The following is a 23,449-nucleotide window of genomic DNA, read 5'->3' as shown; positions in this document are numbered from 1 at the left end:
CGGCCGTCACCCGAAGGAAGGCCCGCCGACGTGCACCTCGCCCCCACCGCGCGCCAGCAGCGACTGCGCGCCGAACTCCGCGCCTACTTCCGTGACCTGCTGCCGGACGGGCCGGTCACGGACCCGGTGGCCCAGCGCACGGTGCTCCGCCGGATCGGCGCCGACGGCCTCCTGGGCCTGGGCTGGCCGACCGCGTACGGAGGGCGGGGGCGCGGCCCCGGCGAACAGTTCGTCTTCTTCGACGAGGCGTACCGCGCGGGCGCCCCGGTCTCGATGGTCACGCTGAACACCGTCGGCCCGACGCTGATGAAGTACGGGACGCCGCGCCAGAAGGACTTCTTCCTGCCGCGCATCCTCAAGGGCGAGCTGGTCTTCGCGATCGGCTACACGGAGCCCGAGGCCGGCACGGATCTGGCGTCGCTACGGACGCGAGCGGTGCGGGCGGCGGGAGCGGGGGACGGGGCGGGCGCCGGTGCCCAGGGTGGTGAGGGGGCCGGCGATGGCCCCGAGGGGGCGGTCGCCGGACCCGAGGGGTCGGTCGGTGGCCCCGAGGGTCCCGACTGGTTGATCCACGGCAGCAAGAGCTTCACCAGCAACGCCCACCAGGCCGACTGGATCTGGCTCGCCTGCCGCACCGACCCGGACGCCCCCCGGCACCGGGGCATCTCGATCATCCTCGTGCCGACCGACGCACCCGGCTTCTCCTGGACCCCCATCGAGACGGTCGGCGGGCTGATGACCACCGCCACCTACTACGAAGGGGTGCGCGTCCCGTACGGGAACCTCGTCGGGGAGGAGAACGCCGGCTGGGGGCTGATCACCAATCAACTCAACCACGAACGGGTCGCGTTGGCGGCCATCGGCATGCAGGCCGAGGACGCCTACGAGGCCGCGCTGGCCCACGCCCGCAGGCCGGACCCGGAGACCCGGGAGCGGCCCGCCGACCGGGCCTGGGTGCGGTCCCGGCTCGCCGAGGCGCACGCCCGGCTGGCCGCCACCCGGCTGCTCAACTGGCGACTGGTCGGCGACGTCGGCGCCGGGACGCTGAGCCCCGGGGACGCCAGCGGGGTCAAGTTCGCCGGGACCGAGAGCACGGTCGAGGTCTACCGGATGTGCCAGGAGGTGGTCGGTGACACCGCGCTCATCCGGGCCGGTTCGCCGGGCGCCTACGGGGACGGCGAGTTGGAGCGGATGAACCGCGCCGCGCAGATCAACACCTTCGGGGGCGGGGTCGGCGAGGTGCAGAGGGAGATCGTGGCCACGATGCGACTGGGCATGCGGAAGGGGCGGCGGCGGTGAGTGCGGACGAGGAGACCCCGGGGCGGGACGGTGCGGGGGCGGACGCCTCGTACGAGCGGGCGCTCAAGGCGTACGAGGGGCGGTCGGCGGCGACCGCGGGGGTGGGGAAGGACCCGGTCAACGAGGCGATGATCCGGCACTGGTGCGAGGCGATGGGCGATGCCCACCCCGCCTACCGGGGGCCCGGCGGCGTCGCCCCGCCGACCATGCTCCAGGCGTGGACGATGGGCGGGCTCTCCGGTCACCAGGGCCGCAGCGGCGCCCACGACGAGCTGTTCGCCCTGCTCGACGGCGCGGGCTACACCGCGGTCGTCGCCACCGACTGCGAGCAGGAGTACCTGCGGCCGCTGCGCCCCGGGGACGTGATCACCTTCGACGCGGTGATCGAGTCGGTGTCGGCGCGCAAGACCACCAAGCTGGGCACCGGGCACTTCGTGACCACGCGGATGGACATCCGGGCGAACGGGGAGGCCGCCGGGACGCACCGCTTCCGGATCCTCAAGTACGCGCCGGCGGCGCGCCGCGGCCCCAAGGGGCGGGGCCCCGACGGGCCGTCCCGGGGGAAGCGGCCCCGGCCGGTCATCAACCGGGACAACGCCGGGTTCTGGGACGGGGTGGCCGATCACAGGCTGCTGATCCAGCGCTGCGGCGGCTGCGGCACGCTGCGCTTCCCCTGGCTGCCCGGATGCAACGGCTGCGGTTCGGCGGAATGGGACACCGTCGAGGCGAGTGGCGCGGGGACGGTCTTTTCGTACGTGGTGATGCACCACCCGCCCTTCCCGGCCTTCACCGGGCCCGAGGGGCCGGCCGGCGCGGCGGGGCCGTACGCGGTCGGGCTGATCGAGCTGGCGGAGGGGGTGCGGATGGTCAGCAACGTCGTCGGGGTGCCGTACGACCGGGTGCGGATCGGGATGCCGGTACGGCTGGAATTCCTGCGGGTGGACGCGGAGTTGGTGCTTCCGGTCTTCCGGGCCGGGGCGGACGCGGCGGCCGGGGCGGATCCGGCGGCCGGGGCGGCGGGCGCGGGAGGCGAGGGCTGACGTGGACTTCACGCCTACGGACGAGCAACGGGCCGCGGGCCACCTGGCGGCGGAGATCTTCGGCGACCTGTCCACACCGGAGCGGCTGGCCGCCCTGGGCACGTCCGCCGACGCCGACCTGTGGAAGGCCCTGTGCGCGGCCGGACTGCCGGGCGCGGTGGAGGAGGCCGGGCTGCTGGGCCTGGTGCTGATGGCGGAGGAGCAGGGGCGGACGACCGCCCAGGTGCCGTTCGCGGCCAGTTGCGCGTACGGGCTGCTGGCCGTCGGCGCGCACGGGAGCGCGGCGCAGCGGGCGCGGCTGCTGCCGGGGCTGCGGGACGGGACGCAGGTGGCGACCGGGGCGTTCGCGCGGGCGGCGGGGGCCGGCGGGCCGCGGCCGGTCGCCGCCGGACCGCCGGCGGACTCCGGACCGCCGGCGGACTCCGGGCGGGCCCGGCTGACCGGGACCGTGCCCGTCGTCCCCTGGCTGTGCGAGGCCACATTGCTGCTGGTCCCGGACGCGGAACGCCGACTGTGGCTGGTCCGGGCCGACGAGCCCGGCGTCGGCGTCGAGCCGGTGGCGACGACCGCGCCCTGGTCCGCGGGCCGGTTGACGCTGGACGGGGCCGCGGCCGAGCCGCTCGGCGGTCCGGGCGCGCACCACCCCCACGGCGCCTACGACGACGTCCTCGCCGTCGCCCGGACCGCCTTCGCCGGGCTCCAGGCGGGCGTATGCGCGGGCGCACTGGCCCGGGCGGTGGCGCACACCACCACCCGTGAGCAGTTCGGCCGCCCGCTCGCCACGAACCAGGGGGTCCAACTGCGGGCCGCCGAGGCGTACATGGACACCGAGGCGATCCGGGTCACCGCCTACGAGGCGGCCTGGCGCCGGGACGCCGGCCTGGACGCCGTGACGCATGCGCTGACCGCCGCCTGGTGGGCCGCCGAGGCCGGTAAACGGGTGGTGCACACCGGCCAGCACCTGCACGGCGGCATCGGCGCCGACCTCGACCACCCCGTGCACCGGCACTTCCTCTGGGGCCGGCAGCTCGACGCCTATCTGGGCGCGGGCGCCGAACTCCTCGAAGAACTGGGCGCGTTGCTGACCAAGGAGTCGCAGGCATGACCACCGACGCCGCCCGGGACGCGGACCGGGCCACCGCGCCCCACCCGGGCCTGGAACTCCCGCCCCTCACACTCCCCGTCACCCGCACCCTGATCGTCTCCGGGGCGCTGGCCTCGCGCGACTACCAGGACGTGCACCACGACGCCGAGGCGGCCCGGGAGAAGGGCTCCCCCGACATCTTCATGAACATCCTCACCACCAACGGCCTCGTCGGCCGCTACCTCACCGACCACTTCGGCCCGCGGTGCGTCCTGCGCAAGGTCGCCATCCGCCTCGGCGCGCCCAACTACCCGGGAGACACCATGGTGTTGCGGGGCACCGTCACCGCCGTCGACGGGGAGACGGTCCAGGTGCACGTCGTGGGGGCGAACGGCCTCGGCAACCACGTCACCGGCACCGTCACCGTCCAGTTGGAGGCGGTCGCCCGATGACCCGTCACCGCGCCGACACCCTCGGCGGCCGGGCCGCCGTCGTCGGCATCGGCGCCACCGAGTTCTCCAAGGACTCCGGGCGCAGCGAACTCAAACTCGCCGTCGAGGCCGTGCACGCCGCCCTGGCCGACGCCGGACTCACCCCGGACGACGTGGACGGCCTGGTCACCTTCACCATGGACACCAACCCGGAGATCACCGTCGCCCAGGCGGCCGGCATCGGCGAGCTGACGTTCTTCTCCCGCGTCCACTACGGGGGCGGCGCGGCCTGCGCGACCGTCCAGCAGGCGGCCCTCGCGGTCGCCACCGGGCTCGCCGACGTCGTGGTCTGCTACCGCGCGTTCAACGAGCGGTCCGGCCGTCGCTTCGGCGCCGGCGTACAGCAGCGCGAACCGTCCGCCGAGGGCACCGCACTCGGCTGGAACCTCCCCTTCGGCCTGCTCACCCCGGCCTCCTGGGTCGCCATGGCCGCCCAGCGCTACCTGCACACCTACGGTCTGACCCCGGACGCCTTCGGCCACGTCGCGGTCACCGACCGCCGGCACGCCGCCCGCAACCCGGCCGCGTACTTCTACGACCGGCCGATCACGCTGGCCGACCACGCCGCGTCCCGCTGGATCGTCGAACCGCTGCGGCTGCTGGACTGCTGCCAGGAGACCGACGGCGCGCAGGCGCTGGTGGTGACCTCCGTCGAGCGGGCCCGGGACCTGCCGCACCCGCCCGCGCTGATCACCGCCGCGGCCCAGGGCGCCGGCCGCGCCCAGGAGCAGATGACCAGCTTCTACCGCGACGACCTCACCGGCCTCCCCGAGATGAACGTCGTCGCCCGCCAGCTGTGGCGCACCGCCGGCCTCACCCCGGCCGACATCGACGTCGCCATCCTCTACGACCACTTCACGCCCTTCGTCCTCATGCAGCTGGAGGAGTTCGGCTTCTGCGGCCGCGGCGAGGCCGCCGACTTCGTGGCCGCCGACGCCCTCCCCCTGAACACCCACGGCGGCCAGCTCGGCGAGGCGTACCTGCACGGTATGAACGGCATCGCCGAGGGCGTGCGCCAGCTCCGCGGCAGCAGCGTCAATCAGGCCGGCACCCCCGACCACGTCCTGGTCAGCGCGGGCACCGGCGTGCCCACGTCAGGACTGGTACTGGGGCGGGCGGGGTAGCCCAGCGGGCGTCGGCGACCGCCACGCCCCTAGGGGAGCGACCGGCGCGCTCCCCCCTGAGGAGGTGCGGCAGGCCCCACCCCTACAACTTGAGACGGACGCAGCTTCGGCACCTTGGGGCGACGCCCGGGCCCCGCTCCCGCTTCTAGCGTGGAACACATGACCACGTCAGTGTGCACAAGCGCCTCGACGCCCGCGACGTTCCCGTCGTTCGCGTCCTACGTACGGGCCCGGGGGCCGGTCCTGCTGCGTGCCGCGCGGTCCCTGTCCTCGAACCCGAACGACGCCGAGGACCTCCTCCAGACCGCGCTCACCAAGACGTACGTGGCCTGGGAGCGGATCGAGGACCACCGTGCGCTGGACGGCTACGTCCGGCGGGCGCTGATCAACACCCGCACCTCCCAGTGGCGCAAGCGCAAGGTCGAGGAGTTCGCCTGCGACGAGCTGCCCGAGCCGGACCCGGTCCCGGCGCCGGACCCGGCCGAGCTCCAGGGTCTGCGCGACGCGATGTGGCGCGCGATCATGCGGCTGCCGGCGCGGCAGCGCGCGATGGTCGTCCTCAGGTATTACGAGGACCTCAGCGAGGCCCAGACCGCCGAGATCATGGAGGTCTCGGTCGGCACGGTCAAGAGCGCGGTCTCGCGCGCCCTGGCCAAACTCCGCGAGGACCAGGAACTGGCGGACCTGGGCCTGAGCCGAGTCGCCGCCTAGCGCCTAACGCCTAACGCCTGGCGAACGCGACGAAGTCGGCCCAGGCGGCCGGGGGGATGTGCAGGTGGGGGCCCGTGGCGTTCTTTGAGTCGCGGATGTGGATGGTGGTGGGGGTGGGGGCTACCTCTACGCAGTCGTGGTCTTCGTTGCTGTCGCTGTAGCTGCTCTTGACCCACGCCAGTGCGGTGGCGTGCCCGACGGCGGGCTTGAGGCTCATCTCTCTCCCAGCACTTTCTCGATAAAGGCGAGTGACTCCCGGGGCGTGAGAGCCTGGGCTCGGATGATCCCGTAGCGCAGTTCGAGGATCCTGATCTGTTTCGGGTCGGAGATGACTGTGCTGGTGAACTGGTCATCAGGACGCACTACCGCTGAACCGTCCGCGAATTTCATGCCCTCGATGTCACCGCCCATCCCGGCGTGGTCCTCACGGTTCGTCGGCATGACCTGAACTTCGACGTTCCGCAACTGCGCTAACCCTGATCAGTGCACCGGCGACAACGGGGTCGGGCAGGCGGGCGAGGAGGTCTCGCACCGGTGCCGGATCGAACGAGTCGGCGGCAGCCGCCCGTGGGGAAGCCGCGGGAGTCGCCATCACCGCCGGAACGTACGCACCCGCGGTGATCGCGGCGAGGGCGACGCCGGTCACGGTCAGGCGGCGGAGGGTGGAAGGGCGGCGGTGCATGGGGCTGCTCCCGAGGACGGTGACCACAGAGCCAGGAAGGGGCGGATCACCGTTAACTCTCCCTGGTCTGCGGCCAGTCGCCATCAGGGGGCAACCCTGAGTGGTCCCCGAGGCACCCCTGAAGCACCCCTTAGGGCCCCGAGGGCCCCTACGCCCGCCAGGCACGCCCTATGGCCCGCCAGGCGCGCCCTACACCTCCCGGCCGGCCATCAGTCGCTCCACCGACTCTTCCAGGGCGGCGATGCGGTCGGCGAGGCCGGTGGACTCGGCGTCCCGGGCGTCGCGGAGGAGCAGTTCGATCTGGGCGAGGCGGCTGGCGATGTCCGACAGGCGGGCCTCGTCGCCGACCGTGGGCGCCGCGCTGGTCTCCGGTTTGGGGGGCCCGGGCCGGCGGGGCTCGGCCTCGCGGACTTCGGGGCGGTGGGGCTCGGCGGGCGTCGGCCCCTCGCCGCTCCCGGTCAGCAGGCGTTTCAACTGGTCGGCCTGGGAGGCGAGTTGGTGGTTCTTGCGGTACAGGTCGAGGAAGACGTTGACCTTGGTGCGCAGCAGCCAGGGGTCGAAGGGTTTGATGAGGAAGTCGGCGGCGCCGACCGTGTAGCCGCGGTAGGCGTAGTTGGGGTCTACGGAGGCGCCGGTCAGGAGGATGATCGGGACGTCCTTCGTCTGGTCCAGGCCCTTGATGTTGGCGGCCGTCTCGAAGCCGTTCATGCCGGGCATCAGGACGTCGATGAGGACGACCGCGAACTCCTCGCGGAGCATGGCCTTCAGGGCCTCCTCGCCGGAGCGGGCGCGGACGACCTTCGGGGTCAGTGAGCTGAGCACCGCTTCGAGGGCGACCAGGTTCTCTTCCATGTCGTCGACGATGAGGATGGGCGCGGTGTCGGGTGGGGGCGGGGTCATGGCTGCGGCCCTTCCGTTCCCTCGTCGGAGGTGTCGTTCGGTGTGTCGGCCGGCGGGTCAGCCGGCGGGTCAGCCGCTGTGTCAGCCGGCGGGCCGGCCGCTGTGTCAGCCGGGAGGTCGATCGGCAGATCGATCGGCGGGTCGATCGGGGCGGGGTCGGTCGTCGGGGCGCCGGCCGGCGTCTTGGTCGTCGGGTCCAGCAGTCCGCAGATGACCGACAGCAGGCGGTCCACGTCGACCGGTTTGGGGATGTAGTCGTCGGCGCCGCTCTCGATGGCCTTCTCGCGGTCGCCGGGCATGGCTTTGGCGGTCAGGGCGACGATCGGGAGGTCGGTGAAGCGGGGGGTGCGGCGGATGGCCCGGATCATCTCGTAGCCGTCCATCTCCGGCATCATGATGTCCATCAGGACGAGGGAGACGTCCGGGGCCTGGTCGAGGACCTCCAGGCCCTCGCGGCCGTTCTCGGCGTATTTGACGTTGATGCCCACCCGGCCGAGGACGTGGGTGAGCGCGAAGACGTTGCGGATGTCGTCGTCGACGATGAGGATCTGGCGCTTGGCGAGGACCTGTCCGGGGCGGCCGCTGAGCCAGTCCTTGAGGCGGGTGGCCTCGGGCCAGGTCACGTCGCCGCTCTCCCCGGGGCGGATGGCCGCGCGGGAGGCGAGGCCCTCCTGACCGGGGAAGAGGTCGCCCGGGGCGCGGGTGGCGGTGACCGGTGGGGCGGCGAGCTGTTCGGCCAGGACCGGGCCGGCGGTGTGGCCGGGCCGGGCCGGGGACGCGGGGGCCAGCGGACCGATGGCGGCGGCGGGCCCGTCGACGTCTGAGGGGAAGAGGGCGGGGGCCCGGCCGCCGGCGCCCGAGGTCGTGCTGGTGGCCGGTGTCGTGGACGGCCCGGTGTAACGGGCGGGGACGTAGAGGGTGAAGGTGGAGCCGACGTCGACCTGGCTCTCGGCCTTGATGCGGCCGCCGAGCAGCGCGGCCATGTCGCGGCTGATGGAGAGGCCGAGGCCGGTGCCGCCGTATTTGCGGTTGGTGGTGCCGTCGGACTGCTGGAACGCCTCGAAGATCCCGTCGAGTTTCTCCGGCGGAATGCCGATACCGGTGTCTTTGACGGACATCGCGATGACGGCGTCCGCGGTGCGGAGGGACACCTCCTCGAACTGGCCGCACTGGTGGCCGGGGACCCTTTCCACGATGAGTTCCACGCCGCCGGTGGAGGTGAATTTCACCGCGTTGGAGAGGAGGTTGCGGAGGATCTGCTGGAGGCGTTGTTCGTCGGAGAAGAGTTCCGCGGGGACGTCGTCGCCGACCCGGACGTCGAAGCTCAGGCCGCGGTCGACGGTGAGCGGGCGGAAGGTGGCCCGTACGTAGTCGAGGAGTTTCTTCAGCGGCAGGGCCTTGGGGTGGACGTCCATCCGGCCGGCCTCGATCTTCGACAGGTCGAGGATGTCGTTGATGAGTTGCAGCAGGTCGGATCCGGCGCGGTGGATGGTGACCGCGAATTCCACTTCCTGGGGGCTGAGATGGCTTTCGGGGTTGTCGGCGAGCAGGCGGGAGAGGACCAGCAGCGAGTTGAGCGGGGTGCGCAGCTCGTGCGACATGTTCGCCAGGAATTCGGATTTGTACTGGGAGGAGGTGGCGAGCAGTGCGGCTTTTTCCTCCAGTTCGGCGTTGGTGAGTTGCAGCTCGTCGGAGCGTTGGCGGAGTTCGGCGGTCAGCCGCTGGGATTCCGAGAGCAGGGATTCCGTACGGGAGTTGGCGATGATGGTGTTGATGGAGACGCCGATGGTGTTCACGAACTGGTCGATGAAGGCGAGGTGGACGTCGCTGAAGCGGCTGAACGAGGCCAGTTCGATCACGCCGAGGACGTGGTCCTCGAAGAGGATCGGCAGGATGACGACGCTGGCGGGGGCGGCGGCGCCGAGTCCGGAGCTGATGGTGAGGTAGTCGGTGGGGACGGCCTCGACGAGGATGCGTTTCTTCTCCGACGCGGCCTGGGTGATCAGGCCCCAGCCGGGACTGCCCATCCGCAGCCGGGGCAGGCCGCTGCGGCCTTCGGTGCGGCCGGTGCCGTAGCCGGCGATCAGTTCCAGGCCCTCGCCGGGCGCGGCGCCCGCCTCGGCCAGGAAGAACGCGCCGAACTGGGCGTTCACCAGCGGGGTCAGCTCGCGCAGGATCAGGTCGGCGACCTCGACCAGGTCGCGGTGGCCCTGCATCAGGCCGGCGATGCGGGTCAGGTTGGACTCCAGCCAGTCCTTGGCGCGGGTGGTCTCGCGGAGGTTGGCGACCATGAGGTTGATGTTGTTCTTCAGGGCGGCGACCTCGCCCTGGGCGTCCACGGTGATCGAGGGGGTCATGTCGCCCTGGGTGACCGCGCTGGTCACCGCGGCGATCGCCCGCACCTGGGTGGTGAGGTTGAGTGCGAGCTCGTTGACGCTGGTGGTGAGCTGCTTCCAGGTGCCGTAGACGCCCTCGACCCGGGCCTGGCCGCCGAGTTGGCCCTCGCTGCCGACCTCGCGGGCCACCCGGGTCACCTCGGAGGCGAACGAGGAGAGGGTGTCGACCATGGTGTTGATCGTCGTCTTGAGCTCCAGGATCTCGCCGCGGGCGTCCACGTCGATCTTCTTGGAGAGGTCGCCGCGGGCCACCGACGTCGCCACCTCGGCGATGTTGCGGACCTGGGAGGTCAGGTTGTCCGCCATGGAGTTGACGTTGTCGGTGAGGTTCTTCCAGACGCCGGAGACGCCGTGCACCTGGGCGCGGCCGCCGAGCCGGCCCTCGGTGCCGACCTCGCGGGCCACCCGGGTGACCTCGTCGGCGAACGCCCGGAGCTGCTTGACCATGGTGTTCACGGTGTCCTTGAGCTCCAGGATCTCGCCGCGGGCGTCCACGTCGATCTTCTTGGTGAGGTCGCCGTTGGCGACGGCGGTGGTCACCTGGGCGATGTTGCGGACCTGCGAGGTGAGGTTCAGGGCCATGAAGTTGACGTTGTCGGTGAGCTCCTTCCAGACGCCGGAGACGCCGCGGACCTGCGCCTGACCGCCGAGGTTGCCCTCGGTGCCGACCTCGCGGGCGACGCGGGTGACCTCGTCGGCGAAGGCGGAGAGCTGGTCGACCATGGTGTTGATCGTCGACTTGAGCTCCAGGATCTCGCCCTTCGCCTCGACGGTGATCTTCTTGCCGAGGTTGCCCTCGGCGACCGCGGTGGCGACCAGGGCGATGTTGCGGACCTGCGTGGTGAGGTTGTCCGCCATGAAGTTGACGCTCTCGGTGAGGTCCTTCCAGACGCCGGAGACGCCGCGGACCTGGGCGCGGCCGCCGAGTTGGCCCTCGGTGCCGACTTCCCGGGCGACGCGGGTGACCTCGTCGGCGAAGGCGGAGAGCTGGTCGACCATGGTGTTGATCGTCGACTTGAGTTCCAGGATCTCGCCGCGGGCGTCCACGGTGATCTTCTGGCTGAGGTCGCCGTTGGCGACGGCGGTGGTCACCTGGGCGATGTTGCGGACCTGCCAGGTCAGGTTGGACGCCATGAGGTTGACGTTGTCGGTGAGGTCCTTCCAGACGCCGGAGACGCCGCGGACCTGGGCCCGGCCGCCGAGCTGGCCTTCGGTGCCGACCTCGCGGGCGACCCGGGTGACCTCGTCGGCGAACGCCCGCAGCTGGTCGACCATGGTGTTGACGGTGAGCTTGAGCTCCAGCAGCTCGCCGGTGGCCTCGACCGTCACCTGCTGGGTGAGGTCGCCGCCGGCCACCGCCGTGGTCACCACCGCGATGTCCCGGACCTGCGCGGTCAGCCGGGCCGCCATGGTGTTGACCGCCTCGGTCACGTTCAGCCAGTCGCCGGAGAGGCCCTGCACCTTGGCCCGGCCGCCGAGCCGGCCCTCGGTGCCGACCTCGCGGGCGACCCGGGTGACCTCGCCGGTGAACAGCGAGAGCTGGTCGACCACGCGGTTGACGCAGCTGGCCAGGCGGCGCAGGTCGCCGCGGAGCTGGCGGCTGCCGTCGTGCAGGTCGACGTGGCGGGTCAGGTCGCCGTCGGCGACCGAGTCCAGCACCCGGGTGGCCTTGGCGACCGGGGTGACCACCGCTTCCAGGACCGCGTTGGCGGCCTCGACGTTGGTGGTCCAGCCGCCCTGTCCGGGGCTGGCGCTGATCCGCTCGTCCAGCCGGCCCTGGCGGATGACCTCGCGGCGCAGTCGCTGGAGTTCGGTGGCCAGGTGGGCGTTGCGGGCGACGATCTGGGCGAAGACGTCGGTCATGTCGGCCAGCACGCCGTCGGCCGGCGGGTCGCCCGGGCCGAGCTCGGTGCGGGCGGTGAAGTCGCCGTCCCGTAGGGCGTTCATGGCGGCCAGGAGGGGGCGCAGCTCGCTGGTGCGCACCCACTGGCCGTCCGGGCGGGCGTCCGGGGGTGACGCCGCGGACTCTGGCCGGGTCGGGTCGGGCGCCATGGCACACCATCCCCCCAGTGATCGAGACCGAACGTGAACCGAACGGGGGCCGGGCCGGCCGGCTGGTGCAGAGCCGTCCGCCTCGTCCCGGGGCGGTCCGGAGGCGTTCCGGAGCCGTCCCGACGGGGTCTCGGAGACGGTCCGGAACTGATCGAATTGGGCAGATATGTCATAGTATAAAGCGCCCGTAATGAGTTGCTTTTCCAGATTCATCAGGGGGCGCAGTGACCTCGCTGTCCCCGCGGACGACGGCCCCGCAAGAGACCGAAACGGTGTCCCGCACCGGGCTGCCGGCGAACCAGCTGGCCGCCGCCGGGGCCCGCAGATTCGTGCGCACCCTGCTGACCGAACGGGCCGCCGCCCGGGCCGCCCCGGGCACAGCCCCCGGCGCGGCGGCGATCAGCCAGGAGCTCATCGACCAGGCCGTCCTCCTGGTCAGCGAACTGGTCACCAACGCCGTGATGTACGCCGGGACCGACATCGACGTCACCTGCCGGCTGGAGTACGGGCGCAAGTCGGCGGCGGGACGCGGTCACGGCCCGGCCGCGGCCCGCGGTGACGGCCCGGGCGGCGATACCGGGCCGCCCGGCCCGGCCACCGTCGCCGTCGTCCTGGAGGTCTCCGACCGCCATCCCTCGCGGGTGGTGCGCGGCGGGGTGGACGCCCGTAGTGGCGAGCCCGGCTACGGCCTCCAGCTGGTCAGCGCGCTCGCCGAGTCCTGGGGGGTGACCTACCGCAGGTCCACCAAGACGGTCTGGTTCCGCCTGGAGGCCACCGAGGGCGAAAAGGAGGCCGTGCCGGCCGGTCCGGGCCGCCATCCGCACGGCGCCGCGACCCCGGTCCGGGTGCCGCTCGGGCACGGCCGCCCGCCGCACGGCGACGTCGCCGAGTGGGTCGACCGCGGCGGCCCCTCGTTCCTCGCCGAGACCAGTGAACTGCTGGCCGGCCAGCTCGACCAGGACATGGTCACCGCGCTCGCCGCCCAGCTGCTGGTGCCCCGCCTCGCCGACTGGTGCGCGATCTGGCTGAGCGTCGAGGGCGGCGGGATGGCGCTCTCCCGGGTCTGGCACGTCGACGAGCGGCGGATCGTGCCACTCCGCACCGACCTGGAACGCGACCCGCCCACCGACGTCACCGGGCCCGGCGCCACCCCCTGGCCCTGGCCGGAACACGCCGGTGCGTCCCCGTCGGGCGGCTCGGCGCTGGCCTTCCCCCTGGTGGCCCGCGGCGAACTCCAGGGCGTCCTGCTGTTGGGCCGGGCGGGCCGGCTGAAGATGACCGACACCGTCGTCCGGATAGTGGAGGACGTCGCCCGCCGGGTCGCCCAGGCCGTCCACACCGCCCGCCAGTACACCCGGCAGACCACCATCAGCCTGGCCCTCCAGCGCCGCCAGCTGCCCGCCTCACTGGCCAGCATCCCCAGCGTGGACACCGCGATCGTCTACGAGCCGCACGGTGAGGGGCAGACCGTCGGCGGTGACTTCTACGACGTCTTCCCCATGGGCGACCGCCGCTGGTGCTTCCTCCTGGGGGACGTGCAGGGCAAGGACCCCGAGGCGATGTCGGTGACCGGACTGGCCCGCCATCTGGTGCGCCTGCTGGCCCGTGAGGGCCACGGCGTCGAATCGGTCCTCGGACGGCTGAATCTGGCCATGGCCGAGGAGAGCGCGGAGGCGGTGGAACTCAGCGGCGAACAGGCCAGCTCCCGCTTCCTGAGCCTGCTCTACGGGGAACTGACCGTCGAACCCGGTGTCCCCGGGGTCCGGTGCACGGTCGCCAGCGCCGGGCACCCGCCGCCGCTGCACATGTTCACCGACGGCGTCGTGGAGCCGGCCTCCGACCCGCAGATGCTGCTGGGCATCGACGAGGGCACCGAGTACCACGCCAGCACCTTCGTCCTCGCGTCCGGCGAGACGCTGCTCTGCGTCACCGACGGGGTCACCGAACGCCGTTGCGGCAACTGGCAGTTGGACGACAACGACGGACTGGTCGAGGTGTTGCGGGACGGCCTCGGCCTGGGCGCCAAGGCCCTGGCGGAGCACATCCGCCGAGCCGCCCACGACTTCGGCACCGGCCCGGTGGAGGACGACCTCTCGGTCCTCGTCCTCCAGGCGGTGCCACCTAAGCCGGATTTGATGCGGTGACCGCGACCGCGGCCGTTGCTTACGGGCGCGGGCCGTCCGTCCGGCGTTGCTCAGTGCGCGGGTGCCGTGGACGTGGCGGGGCCGACGGAACGGAGTAGCCGGAGTGGTGCGGGAGTTCGCGCATGACGACGTCGTACGCGGCATGGGGCCCAGACCGACGGCGGCGCGGCGGGCGTCGAGGCCGTCGGGGTCGGTCACGTCCCACAGTTGGTATCCGCGGCCGTCGCGCAGGTCCCGGTACTGCGTGCCGTACAGCTGGGGCTTTCCCTCTCGTAGGAGGACCCGGTCGGTGAGCAGGGCGAGTTGTTGATGCGTGGCCTCCCCCTGCTCGACCGCGGAGGCGAGCAGGCCGAGAGCGCGCAACTGGAGGTCGAGTCCGGCGTGTTGGACGATGAGCCAGGCGGCGTTGGCGGCCGCCGCACCGACGCCCGCTGGCTTCCGTGGCCGTCCTGCTGTCGTAGCGCCATGGTTGCCCCCACCCGGTCAGGGAAGGCGGGTAGGGGCAACTATGAGCACTCCCCCAACTGGCGTGCGCCCAGGGAGAGTTGTGTGCACCTTGAGCGCGATCCGCCGTGGGATCGCGCCGCGGTGGCAACGCATGGTGACCGTAGCGCTACGACGGATGAGGTGGCAAGTATGCTCCGGGGCATACATGTCGCGCGGTATACGCAAAATGCCCCCCGTCCGGCCTGGACGGGGGGCATGGTTGTGCCGGCGGTGGGGGTCAGGTGGCGAAGTGGTCGAACTCCCCGGCCTTCACGCCGGCGATGAACGCCTTGAGCTTCGCCGGCGTGGTCCGCACGACGATGTCGGGGTCGTCGCTTTCGCGCATCAGGATTTCACCGTCGACCACGGCTGTTTCGATGCACTGCTCGCCACCGCCGCCGGAGAAACTCGACTTTTGCCACATTATTTCGCTCATTCCCTGACTCACAGTTCTCTTGCGATGTGGTGGATGAAACTCTGCGACTCTTCGGGTGAGAGTGCCGTTTGCTCGGCAAAACCGAGCAGCGTTCGGTAGCGGTCGAGGTCAGCTGCCGCGTCCAGGAATCGGCCGCCGAACGGGGTGTCGATGTGGACGGTGTCGAGCTGCGGCGCGACACCGCTCGCGTACATCACCGTCTGCGTTACCTCCACAAAGTCCTCGCTGGTGAAGGGGATGACGCGCAGGGTCAGGCCGGGGCGTTCGGACGTTGACAAGAGGTATTCGAGTTGCGCTCGTGCCACCTTCCGCCCGCCGACGCGCATGCGTAGCGCAGCCTCGTGAACGATCGCTTCGAACTGTGGGGCGCTGTCACGTTCGAGGATCGCCCGTCGTTCCATCCGGTGCTCGACGCGGGCATGTATTTCGTCTTCGGGGAGCTGCGGAATGACTCCGGCGAACAAGGCGTGCGCGTACTCCTCGGTCTGGAGGATTCCTGGAAACGTCACCGGCTGGAGGCAGCACAACCGTGTCGCATGGTGTTCCAATTCCGCGATGTCGAGGAACCCGGGCGCGAGGATTCCTCGGTATCTGTCCCACCAGTTCTGGCCCCGGCGCTCGCGCGCTATCGCGCACAGGGCATCGACGAACGCATCGTCGTCGCAGGCGTAGAAGGTAGCCAGTCGGCGGATGCGGTCTTCGCTGATGCCGACCCGGCCCGCTTCGATGTGCGAAATCTTGGCTTGGTCGGTCGAAACCATCCCGGCCGCCTCGCGGGCAGTCTTACCCGCGCGTTCGCGCAGCTTGCGCAACTCCGCGCCCAGCCTCGCTTGTCGGGCCGTTGGATTGTCCCTCGGCGGCATGTCACCTTCCCCTGTTCGCGCTCAGTCTCCCGCGTAACGGTGCCACGGGTCCACCCGGTCTCGCGAACCTCAGGGAACAACCTTGCTCCGGAGCATGTATACCCCCTACGGTCCTCGCAACGGCGCACCGCATGCCAGGAAGACCCGAAGTGCAGCCATCTGCAAGCCCATTGGGCTCCCGGGGGATGGACCAGGCCACGGACGGCAGCGGCGGCGCTCACGTTCTCGTGAGGAGACCCGACCATGAGCACGGTTGACGAAAAGCCCGTTCCCCAGCCGCACCACCCCATCCGAGAGTCGTACCGCTTCAGCGTGCCGAGCAGCTCCGCCGCCCCCAAGGTTGCGCGGGAGATGGTCGCGAAGTTGCTGGTTCTCACCGGACACGCCCCCGCATCCGAGACGGCGCGCCTGCTCGTCTCGGAGTTGGTCACCAACATCCACCTGCACACCCACACCCGCACGATCCACCTCGACGTCTTACTCGGCCCGGCCCGAGTGAACGTCAGCGTGTGGGACGCCGGCCCCGAACTGCGCCCCGCGTTCCGCGGCGGCCGCGACGGCGATGAGTCGGGGCGGGGGCTGTGCCTCGTCGACGCGTTGGCGTCCGGGTGGGGCGTCGCGTGGCCCATCGGCTCCGACGGCTGGAAGCGCGTGTGGTTCGCGCTGGACGAAGGCCGCGCGGCGGCCGGCCCGACCGGCCGCGCCCACGATTCCGAGCGGCCCACGGAGGCAGCCGAATGATTGCCGCCCACCCCGTCCGCCGGCGCCCGCCAGCCAGGCGCGGCCCCGGCGGGACCGAAGAGTCCCCAGGTCAGGGGCGCACCAGAAAACTTTTCCGGATTCCCGTCACATCTGCGTGCGCCGATCCGTCAGGGCTGTGAAGACGCCAACCAGGCCGAAACGAAGGAGAGCAGCCATGACGAACACCTCCATCTCCCGGATGCCCAACCCGGCCGAGTTCGTGCCCGAGATGGCCGACGTCAGCTCCGCCCTCTTCCGGGCCACGGGCAACCGCTCGGTGCCGCGCATCACGATGAACCTCATCCACCTGCGCGCCGGGCAGATCGTCCGCAACACGTACCTGACGATCCTGAACACCGGCTTCCTGCGCAAGGCGGGGGAGTCCGAGGAGCGCATCACCGCCGTCTCCTCCTGGCAGGACGCCCCGTACTTCACCGACGCCGAGCGCGCCGCCCTCGCCCTGGTGGAGGCCACCCTCCAGCCCGCCCCGCACGGCAAGGAGCGGGTCTCCGACGAGCTGTACGCCGAGGTGGCGAAGCACTACGACGAGAAGGCGCTGGCCACCCTGACCATCGCGATCGGCCAGATAAACTTCTTCATCGCCGTGGCCGTCATCGGCAAGCCGCAGCCGGTCGACTCCCTCGCCGACACGCAGTGGGACTGACCTGGACGCGCACGGGGACTGACCTGGCAGTGGGACTGATCGGGCAGGGGACCGGCCTGGTAGGGGACTTGGCCTGCCTGGCAAGGGACTGATCCGGCTGGGAGGCCGACCTCTTCCGTGAGCGGGGTCGCCCGATCCGGCGGCGCGGGACGGCGTGGTCGTCGATGACCGCGTACGGGCCGCCGGAAGGGCGTCCGGCTGGTGGGGAACGCGTCCTGTCGACGCGTTCCCGGCCGTTTCCGGCCGATAGGGAAAAGAACACGCCATGAACACGTGACATACCACCTGGTATGCATCGACAATCGCAGCACCACTACCCGCCCGTAACAAAGCGGAGGCACCCGGTGCTCAGCACGATGCAGGACGTACCGCTCACGGTCTCGCGAATCCTGACCCATGGATCCACGGTCCACGGAAAGGCCCAGGTCATCACCTGGACCGGCGAGGCAGAGCCGCACCGCCGCACCTTCGCCGAAATCGGCCGCCGGGCCGCGCAGCTCGCGCACGCGCTCCACGACGCCCTGGGGGTGACCGCCGCGGAGCGGATCGGGACCCTCATGTGGAACAACAGCGAGCACATGGAGGCGTACCTCGGCATCCCGTCCATGGGGGCGGTGCTGCACACGCTGAACCTGCGGCTCCCGGCCGAACAGCTGGCCTGGATCGTCAACCACGCCGAGGACCGGGTCATCCTCGTCAACGGCACCCTGATCCCGCTGCTCGCGCCCCTGCTGCCGCAGCTGCCCCAGGTGGCGCACGTGATCGTCGTCGGCCCCGGCGACCGCGCCCCGCTGGCCGGCGGCCACGCCCGGATCCACGAGTACGAGGAACTGCTCGCCGGACGGCCGGAGAGCTACGACTGGCCGGAGATCGAGGAGCGGGCGGCCGCCGCGCTCTGCTACACCTCCGGCACCACCGGCGAGCCCAAGGGCGTGGTCTACAGCCACCGTTCGCTCTACCTCCACTCCCTCCAGGTCAACACCGCGGAGGCGTTCGCCCTCGCCTCGCGGGACATCGCGCTGCCGGTGGTGCCGATGTTCCACGTCAACGCCTGGGGGCTGCCGCACGCCGCGTTCATGGCCGGCGCCTCGCTGCTGATGCCGGACCGCTTCCTCCAGCCCGCGCCGCTCGCCGAGATGATCGAGACGATCCGGCCCACCATCGGTGCCGCGGTCCCGACCATCTGGCAGGGCCTGCTGGCCGAACTCGACGCCCACAAGCGGGACGTGGCCTGTCTGCACACCGTCGTCATCGGCGGTTCGGCCTGCCCGCCCGCCCTGATGCGGGGCTTCGAGGAGCGGCACGGGATCCGCGTGGTGCACGCCTGGGGGATGACCGAGACCTCGCCGCTGGGCTGCGTCTCCCACCCGCCGGCCGGGGTGAGCGACGAGGAGGAGTGGGCCTACCGCGCCACCCAGGGCCGCTTCCCGGCCTCCGTCGAGGCCCGGCTGATCGGCCCGGACGGCGAGGAACTGCCCTGGGACGGCACCGCCGCGGGCGAACTGGAGGTACGCGGCCCGTGGATCGCGGGCGCGTACTACGGCGGCGCGCAGGGCGAACCGCTGCGCCCGGACGACAAGTTCAGCCCCGACGGCTGGCTGCGCACCGGCGACGTCGGCACCATCACACCGGACGGCTACCTGACCCTGACCGACCGGGCCAAGGACGTCATCAAGTCGGGCGGCGAATGGATCTCGTCGGTCGAGCTGGAGAACCACCTGATGGCGCACCCAGGGGTCGCCGAGGCCGCGGTGGTGGCCGTACCGGACGACAAGTGGGGCGAGCGGCCGCTGGCGACCGTGGTGCTGACGGACGGTTCGGCGCTCACCTACGAGGAGCTGCGGGCGTTCCTCGGCGAGCGGATCGCGCGCTGGCAGCTGCCGGAGCGGTGGGCGGTGATCCCGTCGGTGCCGAAGACGAGCGTCGGCAAGTTCGACAAGAAGGTGCTGCGCCGCCAGTACGCGGCCGGCGAACTGGACGTCACGCTGCTGGGCTGACCGGCCGACCGGGCCCGCCGGGCGATTCCGGCGGGCCCCGACGCCTGTCCGGCGGGCCGGTGGGCCGGCTAGTTCGTGCCGATCTTCGCGAGCAGGTCCACGATGCGGCTCTGCACCTCGGCGCTGGTGGACCGCTCCGACAGGAACAGCACGGTCTCCCCCGAGGCGAGCCCCGGCAGCTGGGTCGGATCCAGGTCGGCGGCGGTGTAGACGACCAGCGGAGTGCGGTCGAGCAGCCCGTTCGCGCGCAGCCAGTCCACGATGCCGGCCCGGCGGCGGCGCACCTGCATCAGGTCCATCACCACGAGGTTGGGCCGCAGCTGCGTCGCCAGGGCGACCGCGTCGGTGTCCGCGCCGGCCCGGGCGACCTGCATGCCGCGCCGCTCCAGCGACGCGGTCAGCGCGCCCGCGATGGCGTCGTTCTGCTCGATGAGCAGCACCCGCGCCGGCTGGTTCTCGCTGTCCCGCGGGGCGAGCGCCTTGAGCAGCACGGCCGGATCGGCGCCGTACGCGGCCTCCCGGGTCGCCTGCCCCAGCCCGGCGGTGACCAGCACGGGCACCTCCGCGGCACCGGCTGCCTGCCGCAGCGACTGGAGCGCGGTACGGGTGATCGGCCCGGTCAGCGGGTCCACGAAGAGCGCCGCCGGGTACGCGGCGATCTGCGCGTCCACCTCCTCGCGGGAGTTGACGATCACCGGGCGGTAGCCGCGGTCGCTGAGTGCCTGCTGGGTGGCGACGTCGGGCGCCGGCCAGACCAGCAGCCGACGCGGGTTGTCCAGCGGCTCCGGCGGCAACTCGTCGTCCATCGGCGGCTGCTGACGGTCCGTCACCTCGATGGCGCCGTTCGGCCCGTCCAACGGCTCGGGTCCCTCGCTGCCCTCGTCGGGCGCGGAGATGGCGAACGCCCGACCCTCACTGGCGTCCATGAGATGCGGCTGCGGCCCCGGCTGCTTGGGCCGGGCGGTCGGCTGCTGCCCTGCGGCCTGGCGCGGCGCGGCACCGGGCGTCGCGGCCTCGGCTGCCGAACCGCGCTCGTCCTCCGGCGGGGGCGCCGCCAGCTTGCGCCGGCGACCGGAGCCGGTGGACGTGCCGCCCGGCGGCGTGCTCGTACTCGCCGGGGGGACCGCGCCGGGCTGCGGACCCGGACGCTGCGGATCGGCCAACTGCTGGGCGAACGGCACGCCCTGGCCGAGCGTGCGCACGCTGAACGCCCGCCCGGAGGTGTGCCCGGAGTCGTCCTCCGCGGGCGGCAACGGCTGCCGGGTCTGCGGGGGCACGGCGGCGCCCGACGGCGGCACCGGCCCGCCCGCGGGGACCGGAGCGGGCGCGGGGGCGGCCGGGGCCTCCTCGGCGGGGCTGGGGCGACCCCGGCGGCGGCCGGTGGGCGTGGCGGGGGAAAGTGCGGGGGCACCGCCGATGCCGGGTGCGGTGCCGGTGCCCGTACCGGTCGCCTCGGCCGGCGCTTCCGGGTCCGCGGGCTCGGACGGCTGCGCGACCAGGCCCTCGGGGCCCGCCACGAACGTGCCGGACGCCTCGGCGTCGGCCATCGCCGCGGCCGCGCGCTCCTCGGCGGCGGCCCGCCGTGCGCGCCGCCGGCCGGTCGGCTCGGCGTCCCACGTTCCCGGTCCGTCGGGGGAGTCGGCCGCGCCGGCCGGTTGCTCGGCCGGGGTGCCGGCGGTCGCCTCCGGCCCACCGGACACCGGACGACGCGCCCGGCGCCGCCCCGTACCGCCGGCCTCCTGCGGTCCGGCCTCCGGCTGGCCCGGGGCCTGCGCGGGAACCGGCACCCCGCCGGCGATCGCGGGCAGCGCCGACTGCGCGGCCGGCGGCTGCGGTGCCCGGTCCGCCGCGGCCGGCGGCAGCGCGAACGGCGACCGCGGTGCGGCCGGGGCCTGGGCGGCCCGCCCGCCGGACTGCTGCGGCGCGCCCACGCCGTGCGCGGCGGCGCCGGCCGGGTCCGACTCGCCGGGCCGCTCGGGTGCCTCGGCCAGCGTCCGTCGGGTCCGTCGGCCGGCGGCCGCAACGGGTCCCTGCGCGAGCGCCGGAAGGTGCCCCGGAGCCGCCCCCTGGGGCTGTCCCGCCTGCGGTCCCTGCTGCCGCGTCCGCTGCTGCCCTTGAGACTGACCCTGGAGCTGTGCCTGGGCCTGTGCCTGGGACGGTGCTTGAGGCTGTGCTGCTTGAGGCTTTGCTGCCTGGGGCTGTCCCTGCGGCGGCACCGGTCCCAGTGCCGGGCTCACCGCGGGCGTCAGACCGGGTGCCGGCCGGCCGGCCCGGGCACCGTCAGCGGCCCCGGACGGCAGCGCGGGCAGCGCCGAACCCTCCGGTGCCGGCCGCGCCCGGCGACGACCGCTCGGCGGCCCCACCTCGGCACCCGCCGGCAGCCCCGCACCCTGCGTACCGTCGGCCGCGGCACCCGGCTCCGCGCCCGTCCGCCGGGCCCGCCGCCGTCCGGTCGGCTGCCCGCCGTCCGTACCGTTCTTCGCCTCCGCACCCGCGGCCGGCTCCCCGGCGCCGGGCTGCCCGCGGCCGTCCGTCCCCGGACCGCCCGGGGCGGCGGTGCCCCCGTCGGCCCGGGCGGCGTCGCCGTCCGGTGCCTCGGCACCCTCGTCCGCCGCCTCGTCGGCCGCCGGCTCCGGTTCGTCGATCAACACCGGCAGCTCCAGCACGTACGCGCTGCCGCGCGCGCCGGAACCACCGGGCACCTTGTGCGTCTGGATCAACCCGTCGTGCATCCGCACGATCCCGCGGACGATCGGCCCGTGCACCGGATCGCCACCGCCGAACGGCCCGCGCACCTCGATGCGGACGACCTCGCCGCGCTTGGCCGCCGCCACCACGATCGTCGAGTCGCCGGGCACCGGACGACCGCCCGACCCGGCGGTACCGGCACCGGCCGGGTGCCGGCCCGTGGAGTCCACCCCGGCGACGTCCGCGATCAGATGCGACAGCGCCTGCGCCAGCCGCTCCGCGTCGACCAGCGCCGCTATCGGCGGCGCGTGCACCGCGAACTGCGCCCGGCCCGGCCCGATCAGCTCGACCGCGCCCTCCACACCGGCCGCGACCACCTGGTCCAGCGACACCTTGGTGCGGTGGAGCTTGTCCTTGCCGGAGTCCAGCCGTTGGTAGCTGAGGACGTTGTCGACCAGCGTCGTCATCCGGGCGTGCCCGGCCACGAGGTGGTGCAGGATCTGGTTCGCCTCGGGCCACAGCTGGCCGGCCGGATCGGAGGCGAGGGTGCTCAGCTCGCCGCCCAGCTCCGCGAGCGGCCCGCGCAGCGACTGCCCCACCACGGCCAGCAGCTGCGCGTGCCGCGCCACCAGCGAGTCGTACGGCCGCCGGTCGGTGAACGTCATCACCGCGCCCACCAACTGGTCGCCGTCCCGCACCGGCGCCGTGGTCAGATCGACGGCGACCGCCCGGCCGTCCTTGGACCACAACACCTGCCCGCGCACCCGGTGCTTGCGACCGGACTTGAGGGTGTCGGCGAGCGGGGTGTCCTCCCAGGGCAGCGACGAACCGTCCGCCCGCGAGTGGTGGACCAGCGGGTGCAGTTCCTTGCCGCCCAGCTCGCTCGCCCGATAGCCGAGGATCTGCGCCGCGGACGGATTGACGAGGACCACCCGGCCCTCGGAGTCGACACCGACCACACCCTCGGCCGCGGCCCGCAGGATCATCTCGGTCTGCCGCTGCTGACGCGCCAGCTCGGCCTCGGTGTCCAACGTCCCCGTCAGATCGCGCACCACGAGCATCAGCAACTCGTCGCCCGTGTAGCCGTTGCGGTGGTCGGCGTAGGCGGCCTCGAAGGCGGACTCGTACGGGGTGCGGCCGTCCTCCAAGTTGGCGCTGGTCACCTCGACCAGCAACTCGGTGCCGTCGGTGCGCCGCGCGACCATCCGCGTCGGCCGGGTCCGCTCCTCCACGTCCTCGTCCCGGCGCCGCATGGAACCGGGGATCCGCTTGGAGTCGAAGGACGGCAGCAGGTCGAGGAGGCCACGGCCGACCAGGGCCGTGCCCGGCGTCTCGAACATCTCCAGGGCGATGGCGTTGGCGTTGACGACCGTGCCGTTGCAGTTGACCAGCAACAACGCGTCGGGGAGGGCGTCCAGTATGGCTGCGAGGCGAGCAGCGCCTCGGGATGGCCTGCTGCTCACGCGACGCTTCCTCCCTGTTACCGCACCTTGCCGACCCACCATGGCGGATCGCTGGGATGGAGTCTACGGGCACATGCCGGAGACGCGGAGGCGGATGACGACCCACGTAATGCCGCGCTCCGACGCGACTCGCCGCACGCCCGACATGTGCCCCTCGTCCTGACCTGGCGCGCTACTCCGGCACGAAC

The 23,449-nt window shown here is 72.5% G+C and carries 16 protein-coding genes and 2 pseudogenes; 10 read left to right on the top strand and 8 right to left on the bottom strand.

Features of this window, described 5'->3' with window-relative positions:
- Nucleotides 1–30 precede the first annotated feature (30 nt).
- From ACFVT2_RS01400 to ACFVT2_RS01375, 6 genes are all read left to right on the top strand, one after another.
- A complete protein-coding gene (locus ACFVT2_RS01400; protein WP_390010744.1) occupies nt 31–1,299 on the top strand; it encodes an acyl-CoA dehydrogenase family protein in 1,269 nt (422 codons plus the stop codon).
- The gene (locus tag ACFVT2_RS01395; RefSeq protein WP_390010742.1) at nt 1,296–2,339 is read left to right on the top strand and encodes a bifunctional MaoC family dehydratase N-terminal/OB-fold nucleic acid binding domain-containing protein; all 1,044 of its coding nucleotides are present in this window, start codon (nt 1,296–1,298) and stop codon (nt 2,337–2,339) included. The genes ACFVT2_RS01400 and ACFVT2_RS01395 overlap by 4 nt, the downstream gene beginning before the upstream one ends.
- 1 nt (nt 2,340) lies before the next feature.
- Entirely contained in the window at nt 2,341–3,444 is a 1,104-nt protein-coding gene (locus ACFVT2_RS01390) for an acyl-CoA dehydrogenase family protein (protein ID WP_390010741.1), read from the top strand.
- Nucleotides 3,441–3,875 carry a MaoC family dehydratase gene (locus ACFVT2_RS01385; RefSeq protein ID WP_390010739.1) on the top strand — a complete coding sequence of 145 codons (435 nt, stop codon included), beginning with the start codon at nt 3,441–3,443 and terminating at the stop codon, nt 3,873–3,875. Before ACFVT2_RS01390 ends, ACFVT2_RS01385 begins: the two co-directional genes overlap by 4 nt.
- Nucleotides 3,872–5,038, top strand: coding sequence for a lipid-transfer protein (locus ACFVT2_RS01380; RefSeq protein ID WP_390010737.1), 1,167 nt, complete (start codon nt 3,872–3,874; stop codon nt 5,036–5,038). Before ACFVT2_RS01385 ends, ACFVT2_RS01380 begins: the two co-directional genes overlap by 4 nt.
- 159 nt (nt 5,039–5,197) lie before the next feature.
- Nucleotides 5,198–5,749: a SigE family RNA polymerase sigma factor gene (locus tag ACFVT2_RS01375; protein ID WP_390010735.1), complete on the top strand. Its 552-nt coding sequence runs from the start codon at nt 5,198–5,200 to the stop codon at nt 5,747–5,749.
- Nucleotides 5,750–5,759: 10 nt separating this feature from the next.
- Here the strand turns inward: ACFVT2_RS01375 and ACFVT2_RS01370 are convergent, their stop codons facing one another.
- From ACFVT2_RS01370 to ACFVT2_RS01355, 4 genes and pseudogenes are all read right to left on the bottom strand, one after another.
- A complete protein-coding gene (locus ACFVT2_RS01370) occupies nt 5,760–5,966 on the bottom strand; it encodes a DUF397 domain-containing protein (RefSeq protein WP_390010733.1) in 207 nt (68 codons plus the stop codon).
- Nucleotides 5,963–6,223, bottom strand: a pseudogene (locus tag ACFVT2_RS01365) (Scr1 family TA system antitoxin-like transcriptional regulator); the annotation flags it as partial. The pseudogene ACFVT2_RS01365 and the gene ACFVT2_RS01370, both read right to left, overlap by 4 nt.
- Before the next feature lie 397 nt (nt 6,224–6,620).
- Complete coding sequence (locus tag ACFVT2_RS01360) at nt 6,621–7,331, bottom strand: two-component system response regulator (RefSeq protein ID WP_390010731.1); 711 nt, start codon at nt 7,329–7,331, stop codon at nt 6,621–6,623.
- On the bottom strand, nt 7,328–11,779 hold the full coding sequence (locus tag ACFVT2_RS01355; protein ID WP_390010729.1) for a HAMP domain-containing protein: 4,452 nt from the start codon (nt 11,777–11,779) through the stop codon (nt 7,328–7,330). The genes ACFVT2_RS01360 and ACFVT2_RS01355 overlap by 4 nt, the downstream gene beginning before the upstream one ends.
- A 224-nt stretch (nt 11,780–12,003) precedes the next feature.
- Here ACFVT2_RS01355 and ACFVT2_RS01350 point away from each other — a divergent pair, with 224 nt between their 5' ends.
- The gene (locus ACFVT2_RS01350) at nt 12,004–13,923 is read left to right on the top strand and encodes a SpoIIE family protein phosphatase (RefSeq protein WP_390010727.1); all 1,920 of its coding nucleotides are present in this window, start codon (nt 12,004–12,006) and stop codon (nt 13,921–13,923) included.
- Nucleotides 13,924–14,076: 153 nt separating this feature from the next.
- Here the strand turns inward: ACFVT2_RS01350 and ACFVT2_RS01345 are convergent.
- The 3 genes and pseudogenes from ACFVT2_RS01345 to ACFVT2_RS01335 form a co-directional block, all read right to left on the bottom strand.
- Nucleotides 14,077–14,346, bottom strand: a pseudogene (locus tag ACFVT2_RS01345) (DUF6624 domain-containing protein); the annotation flags it as partial.
- A 301-nt stretch (nt 14,347–14,647) separates the two neighbouring features.
- On the bottom strand, nt 14,648–14,845 hold the full coding sequence (locus ACFVT2_RS01340) for a DUF397 domain-containing protein (RefSeq protein WP_390010725.1): 198 nt from the start codon (nt 14,843–14,845) through the stop codon (nt 14,648–14,650).
- Nucleotides 14,846–14,853: 8 nt separating this feature from the next.
- Nucleotides 14,854–15,708 (bottom strand): helix-turn-helix domain-containing protein, encoded by an 855-nt coding sequence (locus ACFVT2_RS01335; protein WP_390010723.1) that lies wholly within the window; start codon nt 15,706–15,708, stop codon nt 14,854–14,856.
- Nucleotides 15,709–15,951: 243 nt separating this feature from the next.
- Between ACFVT2_RS01335 and ACFVT2_RS01330 the strand changes: the two genes are divergently transcribed.
- From ACFVT2_RS01330 to ACFVT2_RS01320, 3 genes are all read left to right on the top strand, one after another.
- Nucleotides 15,952–16,449, top strand: a complete 498-nt coding sequence (locus ACFVT2_RS01330; RefSeq protein ID WP_390010721.1) for an ATP-binding protein — start codon at nt 15,952–15,954, stop codon at nt 16,447–16,449.
- A 175-nt stretch (nt 16,450–16,624) separates the two neighbouring features.
- Nucleotides 16,625–17,113: a carboxymuconolactone decarboxylase family protein gene (locus ACFVT2_RS01325; protein ID WP_390010719.1), complete on the top strand. Its 489-nt coding sequence runs from the start codon at nt 16,625–16,627 to the stop codon at nt 17,111–17,113.
- Between the two features lie 344 nt (nt 17,114–17,457).
- Nucleotides 17,458–19,110, top strand: coding sequence for a long-chain fatty acid--CoA ligase (locus ACFVT2_RS01320; RefSeq protein WP_390010718.1), 1,653 nt, complete (start codon nt 17,458–17,460; stop codon nt 19,108–19,110).
- 68 nt (nt 19,111–19,178) lie between these two features.
- On the opposite strand, the gene ACFVT2_RS01315 is transcribed toward ACFVT2_RS01320, so the two are convergent.
- Nucleotides 19,179–23,261, bottom strand: coding sequence for a PAS domain-containing protein (locus ACFVT2_RS01315; RefSeq protein ID WP_390010716.1), 4,083 nt, complete (start codon nt 23,259–23,261; stop codon nt 19,179–19,181).
- Between the last annotated feature and the right edge of the window lie 188 nt (nt 23,262–23,449).

Origin of the sequence: Streptomyces sp. NPDC058000 (assembly GCF_042886435.1) — a bacterium.
Taxonomy (GTDB): domain Bacteria; phylum Actinomycetota; class Actinomycetes; order Streptomycetales; family Streptomycetaceae; genus Streptomyces.
Note: the sequence above shows the minus strand (reverse complement) of the source record. Positions and strands in the feature narration are given on the sequence as shown.

What these genes read in the sequence shown, in the direction of transcription:
- ACFVT2_RS01385 (WP_390010739.1), top strand. Translation starts at nt 3,441, where the DNA reads ATGACCACCGACGCCGCCCGGGACGCGGACCGGGCCACCGCGCCCCAC.
- ACFVT2_RS01380 (WP_390010737.1), top strand. Translation starts at nt 3,872, where the DNA reads ATGACCCGTCACCGCGCCGACACCCTCGGCGGCCGGGCCGCCGTCGTC.
- ACFVT2_RS01375 (WP_390010735.1), top strand. Translation starts at nt 5,198, where the DNA reads ATGACCACGTCAGTGTGCACAAGCGCCTCGACGCCCGCGACGTTCCCG.
- ACFVT2_RS01370 (WP_390010733.1), bottom strand. Translation starts at nt 5,966, where the DNA reads ATGAGCCTCAAGCCCGCCGTCGGGCACGCCACCGCACTGGCGTGGGTC.
- ACFVT2_RS01360 (WP_390010731.1), bottom strand. Translation starts at nt 7,331, where the DNA reads ATGACCCCGCCCCCACCCGACACCGCGCCCATCCTCATCGTCGACGAC.
- ACFVT2_RS01355 (WP_390010729.1), bottom strand. Translation starts at nt 11,779, where the DNA reads ATGGCGCCCGACCCGACCCGGCCAGAGTCCGCGGCGTCACCCCCGGAC.
- ACFVT2_RS01340 (WP_390010725.1), bottom strand. Translation starts at nt 14,845, where the DNA reads ATGAGCGAAATAATGTGGCAAAAGTCGAGTTTCTCCGGCGGCGGTGGC.
- ACFVT2_RS01335 (WP_390010723.1), bottom strand. Translation starts at nt 15,708, where the DNA reads ATGCCGCCGAGGGACAATCCAACGGCCCGACAAGCGAGGCTGGGCGCG.
- ACFVT2_RS01330 (WP_390010721.1), top strand. Translation starts at nt 15,952, where the DNA reads ATGAGCACGGTTGACGAAAAGCCCGTTCCCCAGCCGCACCACCCCATC.
- ACFVT2_RS01325 (WP_390010719.1), top strand. Translation starts at nt 16,625, where the DNA reads ATGACGAACACCTCCATCTCCCGGATGCCCAACCCGGCCGAGTTCGTG.